At 71.7% G+C, this 10,695-nt stretch carries 1 protein-coding gene (only partly in view); it reads left to right on the plus strand.

Annotated elements, in window-relative coordinates; genetic code table 11:
- Positions 1 to 10,693, plus strand: partial view of a non-ribosomal peptide synthetase gene (locus C1701_RS17205; RefSeq protein WP_103056251.1) — the 3' portion only. The gene continues 5,051 nt to the left of window position 1, outside the view; 10,693 of the gene's 15,744 nt are visible here — the last part of the coding sequence; its start codon lies beyond the left edge, outside the window; the stop codon is at positions 10,691 to 10,693.
- Positions 10,694 to 10,695: the final 2 nt, after the last annotated feature.

A 10,695-nucleotide genomic window follows, 5' to 3' on the forward strand; every position in this document is an offset into this window, starting at 1 on the left:
CGGGAAACCCAAGGGTGTGCTGATCACCTACGGCGGTTTCGCGAACTTCCTCACCGGGTTCGGGGAACGTTTCCGCCTCGGGGCACGGGACCGGGTCGTGGCCGCGGCGACGGTCGCTTTCGACATCGTCGCCGTCGACGTCCACCTCCCGCTCATGCATGGCGCGTGCGTCGTCATCGCCACGACCGACGCGGCCAGGAACCCGGTCGCCCTGTCGGAGTTGCTGGCCGACAGCGGGGCCACCACCTTCCAGGCGACCCCCTCGCTCTACCGCACGATGCTCGCCAACGCACCCGACGGGCTCCGGGGTGTCCGGCTGTTGGTGGGCGGGGAGGCGTTGTCCGCGGATCTCGCCCGCCGCATGCGCGAGGTGGGTCGGGAGGTCGTGAACCTCTACGGGCCCACCGAGACCACCGTGTGGAGCACCCTGGGGCCCGTGGCGAGCTTCGACCGTCCACCCCAGGTCGGTACCCAGATCCCCGGCGTGCGCATGTACGTCCTCGACCCCGCGTTGCGGCTGGTTCCCCCAGGGGTGGTCGGTGAGTTGTACATCGCCGGTGCCGGCCTGGGCCGGGGGTACCTGGGGCGGCGCGGGCTCACGGCCGAACGGTTCGTGGCCGACCCGTTCTCCGGGCCGGGTGCCAGGATGTACCGCACCAGCGATCTCGTTCGCTGGCTGCCCGGCGGGGGCCTGGAGTTCGTCGGACGCGCCGATGACCAGGTCAAGGTCCGTGGGTTCCGGGTCGAGCTCGGTGAGATCGAGGCGGCCCTGACCAGCCAGCCCGGGGTCCGGGAGGCGACCGCCCTGGTTCGCGCGCACGGCGACGACCACAAGCTCGTCGGCTACGTCGTACCGGACCACGAGTGGTCGGCCGGGCGTGACGAGGTGGAGGAGGGCCGCCAGGTCCAGTCCTGGCAGCAGCTCTACGACGCGCTCTACCGGGACCAGATCGCCGACGGCGCCTTCTGGGAAGGCTTCGCCGTCTGGCGCAGCAGTTACGACGGAACGCCCCTGGCGGTCGAGGACATGCTGGCCTGGCGGGCGGCCGCGGTCGACCGGGTGCGCTCGCTGGCGCCCAGGCGCGTCCTGGAGATCGGTGTCGGGAACGGCCTGCTGCTCTCCCAACTCGCCTCCGCGTGCGAGAGCTACTGGGGCACCGACTTCTCCGCATCGGCCGTGGCGGACCTCCAGCGCCGGGTGGCTGGCGACCCGGATCTGGCCGACGTGGTGCGACTCCTCGTCCGGGACGCCACCGACGGCACGGGCCTCCCCCCGGCGTACTTCGACGTCGTGGTGATCAACTCGGTGGCGCAGTACTTCCCGCACGCCCAGTACCTGGTCGATGTCCTCAACACCGCTCTCGGTCTGCTGGCCCCGGGCGGGTCCGTCCTCCTCGGTGACGTCCGGGATCTCCGGCTGCTGCGTGCCCTCCAGACCGGGGTGGCACTCCACGAGGCGGCGGAGGACGCCACCGCGGGCGAGGTGCGGGCCGCGGTGGAGCGGCGGGTGGCGGCGGAGGAGGAACTCCTCGTGGCTCCTGGCTTCTTCACCGAGTTCGCTCGGACCTCGCCCAGGATCACCGGGGTCGACATCCGCCTGAAGCGCGGCCGGTTCGACAACGAACTGTCCCGCTACCGCTACGAGGTCCTGTTGAGCACGGGGCCGGTGACCGAGGTCGAGGACCTTCCCCGTCTGGAGTGGGAGGCCGTCACCGACCTCACCGCCGTCCTGGACACGCACCAGCACGGCGTGGTCGTCCTGGGAGCGCCCAACCGCCGAGTCCTCGGTGAGCTCGACGCGCTGCGGGAACTGAGGTCGGGTTCCGGTGTCCGGCGCGCCGCTCGAGCAACGCGGGTACGGAACACCGGGGTCGACCCAGAGGACCTGCACCAGATGGCGGCGGACCGAGGGATGCGTGCGGTGACGACCTGGTCGGCCGAGCGGCTGGACAGCCTCGACGTGGCCTTCCTGCCCCTCGGTGGTCCGGAACCCGTCGCCCTGTACGCCCTGGCCGGGGCCGGGGCGACCACGGCCGAACCGATCACGACGCACACCAACAGCCCCGCGCGTACCCGCCGGCTCAAGGAGCTCAACGACGTCCTGCGCACCAGGTTGCGGTCCTGGCTACCCGACTACATGGTGCCCGCCGCCTTCGTGGTGCTCGACGAGCTTCCGTTGACCACGAACGGGAAGCTCGACCGGCTGGCCCTACCCCGGCCCGACTTCGGTCTGCTGGCCACCGGGCGAGAGCCCAGCACCGAGGCCGAGCGTGTGTTGTGCCGCCTGTTCGCCGAGGTGCTCGACATCCCCCGAGTAGGTGTGGATGACGACTTCTTCGCGTTGGGTGGCCATTCCCTGCTGGCGACCCGACTCGTCAGCCGTGTCCGCGCGGTCACCGGACGGGAGGTGCCGATCCGCCGGATCTTCGAACGCGGCACCCCCGCCGCGCTGGCGGAACACGTCGACGACGGTGCACCCGCCCGGCCACCGCTCCGCCCCCTCGACCGGGGGGAGGTCGTACCGCTGTCATTCGCGCAGCGCAGGTTGTGGTTCCTCTACCGGCTCGAAGGGCCTTCCCCCACCTACACGATGCCGATGGCGCTGCGCCTGAGCGGGCCGCTGGACCCGGAGGCGCTGCGAGCCGCGATCGAGGACCTCGCCGCACGGCACGAGACGCTGCGCACGGTCTTCCCGGAGGCCGACGGCGAAGCGAGGCAGCACGTCCTCCCGACCAGTTCGACGAACATCCCGTGGCGGGTCCAGGAGGTGGAGGAGACCGACCTGGACCGTGTCCTGACCGAGGCCGCGCGTGTACCGTTCGACCTCGCCTGCGAACCACCGCTCCGCGCGGCCCTCTACCTGCTGGGACCGGACGAGGCGGTCCTGTTGGTGCTGCTGCACCACATCGCCGGAGACGGTTGGTCCCTGGGGCCGCTGTCCGCCGACGTCGTCGCGGCCTACTCGGCCCGGCGGCAGGGGCGGTCCCCGGACTGGGACCCACTTCCCGTGCAGTACTCCGACTACACGTTGTGGCAGCGGGAGCTGCTCGGGGACGAGGACGACCCGTCAAGCCGGTTCGCCGAGCAGGTCGCGTACTGGACGGCCCAGTTGGCTGGGATACCCGACCAGCTGGACCTGCCCACCGACCGTCCGCGACCGGCCACCGCCTCCTACCGGGGCGACCACCTGGCATTCGTCCTCGACGCCGAGCTGCACCGAGGACTGGCCGCGCTCGCCCAGCGGGCCGGGGCGACGGTGTTCATGGTCCTCCAAGCGGCGTTGGCGACGCTGTTCACCCGGCTCGGCGCCGGTCACGACATCCCGCTGGGCAGCGGTATCGCCGGACGCACCGACGAGGCGCTGGACGACCTCGTCGGGTTCTTCGTCAACACGCTGGTGCTGCGCACCGACACCAGCGGCGACCCCACCTTCGCCATGCTGCTCGACCGTGTCCGGGAGACGGCGCTGGCCGCCTACGCGCACCAGGACGTGCCCTTCGAGCACCTGGTGGAGGTTCTCAACCCGCGGCGGACGACGGCGCACCACCCGCTGTTCCAGGTCGCCCTCACCCTGCAGAACGCACCCGCCGCCCGTTTCGGGTTGCCGGACCTCGACGTGCGCCCGCACCTGGCGGCCACTGGAACCGCCAGGTACGACCTGCTGTTCTCCCTGACCGAAGGCCACGACGATGCGGGGGTACCGCGCGGTCTCGGCGGGGTGGTGGAGTTCGCCACCGACCTGTTCGAGACGGAGACCGTCCAGCTGCTGGTGCGTCGGTGGGAGCGGGTGTTGCGGGCGGTGGTGACCGATCCCGGGCTTCCGATCGGGGCGGTGGAGATCCTGACCCCCGACGAGCACCGTGCGGTGGTGGCACTGGGCGAGGGCGCTCCGCTGTCGCCCAGTCCCCCGCTGGTCACGGACCTCCTCGCCGACCAGGCGTGTCGGACCCCGGAGGCGACCGCCGTGGTCGGCGACGGGGTCGGGATGAGCTACGGCGAGCTGGACGCGCGGGCTTCGCGGCTGGCCCGGGTGCTGGCCGGCCACGGCGCCGGCCCGGAAAGGGTGGTCGCGGTCCTGCTGCCCCGCTCGGCGGAGCTGCTGGTCACGCTGCTGGCCGTCCTCCGCACGGGTGCCGCCTACCTGCCGTTGAATCCGTCCGACCCCGAGGAGCGGCGGAGGGAGACGATGGTCGACGCGGGTGTGGTGGCCCTGGTCGGCCAGGATCCTCCCACGGCGGGGGACGCGCCGTGGCTGGTCATCGACCTCGACGACATCACGTGGGCAGAGGGCGGGGGTGAGCGGCACCGCCAGGAGATCCGCGCCGACCAGGCGGCATATGTGATCACCACGTCGGGGTCGACGGGGACACCCAAGGGCGTCGTCGTCGAACACCGCAACCTGGCCGCGCAACTCGACTGGCTCCGGAGGGCGCATCCGGTCGGACCCGGTGACGTGGTCCTGCAGCGCACGTCACCCGCGTTCGACGCCTCCGTCTGGGAGATGTGGCTGCCCCTGGTCTCGGGAGCCGCCGTGTGCGTCGCCACGGACGAGGACGTGCACGACCCGCGGCGCCTCGTGGCACTGATGGTGCGACACAGGGTGACCGTCGCGCAGTTCGTCCCCTCGCTGCTGGCCGCGCTACCCGCCCCGACCGAAGGGCACAGCCTGACCCGACTCCACTCGGGCGGGGAGCCGCTACCGGCGGCGGTGGCGAAGGCGACCAGCACGGCCTGGAACTGTCGCGTCGTCAACTTCTACGGCCCGACGGAGACGACGGTCCAGGTCGCCTCCGCCGACGCGACCGGAGCGGCGCGGGGGAACATCGTGCCGATCGGTGGGCCCGTGGATGGCACCACCCTGATCGTGCTGGACGATCGGCTGCGGCCGGTGCCCCCCGGAGTCCCCGGTGAGTTGTACGTCGGGGGAGCGCAGGTCTCCCGGGGATACCTGGGCAGACCGGCGCTGACGGCCTCCCGCTTCGTCGCGGGCCCGGACGGGTCCAGGGTCTACCGGACCGGAGACCTCGTCCGATGGAACCCGGACGGCGAACTGGACTTCCTGGGCAGGACCGACGCGCAGGTCAAGATTCGAGGGCACCGGGTCGAGCCCGGCGAGGCGGAAGCCGTGCTGACCGCGCACCCCCACGTCTCCCGAGCGGTGGTCGTCGCCCGGGAGGACATCACCGGAGAGCGCAACCTGGTCGGATACCTGGTCATCGACACCTCCAGGGATCAGGAACGGGGTGCGCCCGAAGGGGCGGACGCCGAGGTCGAGCAGATCGCCGAGTGGCGAACGGTGCACGACTCCGTCTCCTCGGGCTCCGACGCGGGAACGTTCGGGGAGGACTTCGTCGGCTGGACCAGTTCCTACTCCGGCCGGCCCATCCCGCTCGCCGAGATGCGGGAGTGGCGGGCCTCGGCCGTCGAACGAATCCGGCAGGAGCACCCCCGCCGGGTGTTGGAAGTAGGTGTGGGGACCGGGCTGCTGCTCTCCCAGTTGGCCGGTGGCTGCGAGGCGTACTGGGGCACCGACCTGTCCGCTCCCGTCGTGGACCGGCTGCGCGCGCACGTCGAGGCCGCTGGTCTCGGCGACCGCGTGGTGCTGCGCCGGCAGGCCGCCGACGAGTTCGACGGACTGCCGCACGGGTTCTTCGACACGGTCGTCCTGAACTCGGTGGTGCAGTACTTCCCGAGCGGGGCCTACCTGACCAGGGTGCTCGACGGGCTGCTCGACCTCCTCGCCCCCGGGGGCAGGGTCATCGTGGGAGACGTCCGCAACCTGGACACGTACGGGGAACTGGCCGGGGCGGTGTTCCGGCACCGCACCGGTCGGCCGCCTGTCGCCGGCGAGTTGGACCGCGCCCAGCTCCTGGAGAAGGAACTGCTGGTCTCGCCGGCCTACTTCGCTGACTTCACCGACAGGGTCGGAGGTCTGGACATCCGGTTGAAGCGGGGCACGCACCACAACGAACTCACCCGTCACCGCTACGAGGTCGTCCTGCACAAGGAACCGGTGCGGACCCTCGACCTGACCGGTGCTCCGGAGCTGCGGTGGGGCGGGCAGGTGCGGAGCGTGCAGGACCTACCGACCGCCCTGGACGGACCGTTGCGCATCAGTGGCATCCCCAACGCCCGTCTGGCCGAGGAGTTCGGAACCGGCACCACCACCGCCGTGGACCCCGAGGACCTGGTCGGCCGAGGCGGCGAGCTCGGGTTCCTCGTCCTACCCACCTGGTCGGCCGCCGGCCCGAACCTGTTCGACGTCGTGCTGTCCCCCACCTCCCTCGACGCCACGGCCGTCACCGGTCTCCTCCGCCCGGCCAGCGACGGGGCTCCGCTGGTCAACGACCCGGCGGCGGGACGCCGAGTACCCACCGTGCTGGCCTCGGCTCAGGCCGCCCTCGAGCAGCGCCTACCCGCGCCCAGCGTGCCAGCCGCGCTGGTCCCCCTCCGGGAGATCCCGCTGACGGCCAACGGCAAGCTCGATCTCGCGGCGCTTCCCGCTCCCTCGGTCGCGGCGAGCGGTGGGCGTCGGGGTGGATTCCGCACACCGGACCAGGAGGTGCTGTGCGGCCTGTTCGCCGAGGTACTCGCCGTTCCCGTGGTCGGTGTCGATGACGACTTCTTCGCGATGGGCGGGCACTCGCTGCTGGCGACCAGGCTGATCAGCCGGGTTCGGTCCACTCTCGGCGTGGAGCTGCCCATCCGTCTGTTGTTCGACGCTCCCACACCCGCGGGCCTGGCTCGCGCGCTCGACGCTACCCGGGTGACCCGCCCGCCGCTGGTGCCGGCGGAACGCCCGGACTCGGTGCCGCTGTCGTTCGCCCAACGCCGGCTGTGGTTCCTGCACAAGCTCGAGGGGCCGTCCGGGACCTACGCGGTGCCGATCGCCCTCCGCTTCCACGGTGAGCTCGACGCCGACGCCCTCCACGCCGCGGTCCGGGACCTCCTGGTCCGGCACGAGTCGCTGCGCACGGTGTTCCCCGACACCGAGGACGGGGCGAGGCAGTTGATCCTCGACCCGGCTGCGACCGCGACCGACTGGGAGTTCCGCACGGCGACCGAGGAGGAACTGGCGGCGGCGATCGCGGAGGAGGTCGACAGGGGCTTCGAACTCGAACACCAGGTTCCCCTCCGTGCCCGGCTGTTCCGCCTGGGCGCCGAGGACCACGTCCTGCTGTTGGTGACCCACCACATCGCCGGCGACGGCTGGTCGACGGGCAGGTTGGTTGCCGACCTGGGCACGGCCTATGGTGCGCGGCGCGCCGGGTCGCCCCCCGCCTGGCGCCCCCTCCCGGTGCAGTACGCGGACTACGCGCTGTGGCAACGGGACCTCCTGGGTGAGGAGTCCGATCCCGGCAGTCTGGTGAGCGGACAGCTGCGGTACTGGACGGACCGGCTGGCCGGCCTGCCCGCGCTGCTCGACCTGCCCACGGACCGGCCCAGGCCCGCCGTCGCGTCGTATCGGGGAGCGACCTTCGAGTCGACCTTCGGCTCCGACGTCCACGCCGGTGTGGTGGCGTTGGCCCGCGCCTCGGGGGCCACGGTCTTCATGGTGATGCAGGCCGCGCTGTCCGCGTTGCTCAGCAAGCTCGGGGCGGGTCACGACATCCCGATCGGCAGCCCGGTAGCCGGCCGCACGGACGAGGCGCTCGACGAGCTCGTCGGGTTCTTCGTGAACACCCTGGTGTTGCGAACGGACACCAGCGGGGATCCGACGTTCACCGAACTGGTCGACCAGGTACGCACGCGCGGCCTGGAGGCCTACGCCCACCAGGACCTGCCGTTCGAGTACCTCGTCGAGGCGCTCAATCCCGTCCGCTCCCCCGCCCACCACCCGCTGTTCCAGGTCATGCTCGCCCTGCAGAACACCCCCGCGTCCAACGTCACCCTGGCCGGGGTCGATGTCAGCGCGCATCCCGTGGGCACGGGCGGTTCCCGGGTCGACCTCTCGGTCCACCTCTCGGAGTCGCACGACGCGTCAGGGAATCCCGGGGGCATCGCGGTGCTCGTCGAGTACGCCACGGACCTCTTCGACCGCGACACGGTGCGGGAGTTGGTGGGGCAGTGGGACAGGCTGTTGCGCGCCGTGCTCACCGATCCCGATGCCAGGTTGAGTCGTGCGCGCATCGTGGACCTTGTGGCGGACGCGACGGACCCGGTGTCACCCCTCCCGCAGGTGGTGCCACCGGTGGGGCTGCTCGCCCGTTTGGAGGACCAGGTACGTCGCGCACCACGGGCGCGTGCCGTGGTGTGCGGCGACCAACACCTGTCCTATCACCAGCTCGACCGTGCGGCGAACCGGCTCGCGCACTGGTTGCGGATTCGCGGCGCCGCACCCGAGTCCCTGGTCGCCGTGCTGCTACCACGCTCGGTGGACCTGGTGGTGGCCCTGCTGGCGGTGCTGAAGGTTGGCGCCGCGTACCTGCCGCTGGATCCACGTCAACCAGCGCTCCGGCTGGAACAGGTACTCCGTGGCGCACGGCCCGTGGTGACGTTGGACGAGGCGGAGCTGCGGGCGGCGGATCTCGACCGGATGCCCGAGACCCGCCCGGCGGTCGAGGTGCACACCGACACCCTGGCCTACGTGATCCACACCTCCGGGTCGACGGGCCAACCGAAGGGCGTCCAGGTCACGCGGGGCGCCCTGGACACCTTCCTCACCGCGATGGACGGTGTCGCCCGGTTGTCGCCGGCGGACCGGGTGCTGGCGGTCACCACGGTCGGGTTCGACATCTCCGCCCTGGAACTGTTCCTCCCCCTGGCCAACGGCGCGCGGGTGGTGATGGTCCCCGACGTCGAGGCTGGCGACCCCGCCGCTGTCGGGCGGCTGATCGCCCAGGGCGGTGTCACGGTCGTGCAGGCGACTCCCACCCTGTTGTCCGAGCTGCTCATCGACGGTACGGCGGACCTGACCGAGGTGCGTGTCCTGGCTGGCGGGGAGGCGTTACCCGCCGGGCTGGCGGGTGACCTGGCTGGCCGGGCCTCGTCGCTGACGAACGTCTACGGCCCGACCGAGGCCACGATCTGGGCCACCTCCGCTCTCGTGGAGGAACCGGTGGAGGCGGCGCCGCCGATCGGGGCGCCGTTGGCGGGCACCGGTGCCCGCGTCCTGGACGACCGGCTGAGCCCGGTCCCGTCCCGGGTGGCCGGTGAGCTCTACCTCAGCGGTCCCCAGGTGGCGCGGGGGTATTTGGGTCGCCCGGGACTGACCGCCGAACGGTTCGTGGCCGACCCGTTCGGCCCGCCCGGCGGCCGCATGTACCGCACGGGTGATCTGGTCCGACGAAACGCCGGTGGTGCCCTGGAGTTCCTCGGGCGTGTCGACGAGCAGGTCAAACTCCGTGGGTTCCGCGTTGAACCGGCCGAGGTCGAGACCGTCCTCACGGCGCACCCGGCGGTGGAACGGGCGGTCGTGGTCGTCCGCACTGACGACCGGGGCGACCGGCGGTTGGTCGCCTACGTGGTGACCCACCTGGATGCGACGCCGTCCGCCCTGCGTGGGTGGCTCGCCGAGCGGCTGCCCGACTACCTCGTCCCGTCCGCCGTGGTGCTCCTGCCGGCGCTGCCCACGACGCCCAACGGCAAGGTCGACCGTTCGTCGCTGCCGGCTCCCGAGGTGACGGCGACGGTGGGCAGGCCTCCCTCGACCCCGCACGAGGAGGTGCTCAGCTCGCTGTTCGCCGAGGTGCTCGGTGTGCCGGTGGTGCCGGTCGACCGTGGCTTCTTCGAACTGGGTGGGCACTCGCTGCTGGCCACGCGGCTCGTCAACCGGGTGCGGGCGGTGCTCGGACGGGAGCTTCCGGTGCGCGCGGTGTTCGAGGCGCCGTCCGTGGCCGCGCTGGCGCACCGGCTGGGGGTGGGCGACAAGCGGGAAGCGATGGACGTGCTCCTGCCGTTGCGGCCCACCGGTGACCGACCGCCGTTGTTCTGCGTGCACCCGGCGTCGGGTATGAGCTGGCCCTACGCGGCGCTGCTCCCCCACCTCGACTCCGCCATCCCGGTCTACGGACTCCAGGCACCAGGGATGACCGGTCGTCGTCACGAGTCGGCCGAGGAACTCGCCAGGGAGTACGTGGACCGGATCCGCGAGGTGCAGCCGCACGGCCCGTACCACGTGCTGGGCTGGTCCTTCGGCGGGCAGCTCGCGCAGATCATGGCGAGCGAGCTGGCCAGGCGCGGTGAGGGCACCGCGCTCCTCGTCCTGTTGGACGCCTACCCGCCCGATCCAGCCGACACGGGGAAGCCGGACCGGGTGGTCTCCGAGGAGCACCTGGACCTGATGTACCGGGGGATGCTCGAACTGTTCGACATCGAGCATCCCGGCGGCCCGCTGACCCACGAGAACGTGGTGACCGCGTTGCGGGAGCACAACACGGCGCTCGCCGGCCTCGACGAGAGCGAGGTGCGGGCGCTGGTGGAGAACACCCTGCACCACAGCCGGCTCGGCGTCGAGGCTCGACACGAGGTGGTGGCGTGCGACGCGCTGGTCATCACCGCGTCGGACGCGGAGGGCCCGTCGGCCAACGCCACGGCCTGGAAGTCCTTCGTGGAGGGAGAACTCCGCGTCTTCCCGGTCGCCGCTCCGCACACCGGACTGATGCGTCCGGACTCCCTGGCCGAGATCGGTCCCATCCTGGCGGCCGAGATCGACCGGTGCCACCGCACGAACGACCCGTCACGAGGAGAGTGAGG

The sequence above is a fragment of the Actinoalloteichus sp. AHMU CJ021 genome, from assembly GCF_002895405.1.
Taxonomy (GTDB): Bacteria; Actinomycetota; Actinomycetes; order Mycobacteriales; family Pseudonocardiaceae; genus Actinoalloteichus_B; species Actinoalloteichus_B caeruleus.